This window comes from Streptomyces sp. AC627_RSS907 (genome assembly GCF_019049165.1).
Window position 1 is genome coordinate 1 of the sequence record NZ_JAGMUE010001330.1, and the last position, 975, is coordinate 975.

The window sequence follows — 975 nt, forward strand, 5'->3', positions numbered from 1 at the left end:
TAGGCGAGCGTCCGCGCGACCGCACGGAAGTCGTCCAGCATGGCGTCCATGCGGGGCGAGTGGAAGGCGTGGCTGACCCGCAGGCGACGGGTCTTGCGACCCTGCTGCTCCCACTGGCCGGCGATCTCCAGCACGGCGGCCTCGTCACCCGCGATGACCACGGCCGTCGGGCCGTTGACCGCCGCGATGCTCACCTCGGCCTCACGACCGGCAAGCGATCCGGCGACCTCCTCCTCGGACGCCTCGATGGCGACCATCGCCCCACCGGCCGGCAGCGCCTGCATCAACCGACCACGCGCCGCGACCAGGGCACACGCGTCCTGAAGCGAGAACACCCCGGCCACATGCGCGGCGGCGATCTCACCCACCGAGTGGCCGATGAGCACGTCCGGCTTGACACCCCAGTGCTCAAGGAGCCGGAACAACGCCACCTCGACGGCGAAGAGCGCGGGCTGCGTGAACGCGGTCCCGTCCAGCAGCTCGGCGTCGACGCTTCCCTCGGCCGCGAACATCACGTCCTTCAGCGGACGGTCCAGGACGACGTCCAGGTGCGCGCACACCTCGTCCAGGGCGCGGGCGAACACCGGGTACGTCTCGTACAACTCCCGGCCCATATCCAGGCGTTGCGCACCCTGGCCGGAGAACAGGAACGCGGTCTTGCCGCCGCCTGCGGCCTGCCCCTGGACGATGCCGGGGGCGTCGTCGCCCGCGGCGAGGGTCTCCAGGCCGCGCAGCAGCGTCTCGCGTTCGGTGCCCAGCAGCACCGCGCGGTGCTCGAACACCGAGCGTGTGGCGACCAGCGATTCGGCGATGTCCAGAACGCCGTGCTCGGGCCCGTCGATCAGGTGGGTCCGCAGCCGCTCGGCCTGGGCGCGCAGGGCTTCCGGGCTCCGGGCGGAAAGCGTCCAGGGGGCCAGGCCGTGGTCGTCGGCGGGGGCCGGGGCGGACTGCGCCTCGTCCTCGACCGGCGGGGCC

The 975-nt window shown here is 72.7% G+C and carries 1 protein-coding gene; it reads right to left on the minus strand.

From position 1 onward, the window contains the following. The coding region (locus KUM32_RS41760; RefSeq protein WP_217146836.1) for an acyltransferase domain-containing protein at positions 1 to 975 on the minus strand (975 nt) is incomplete at both ends.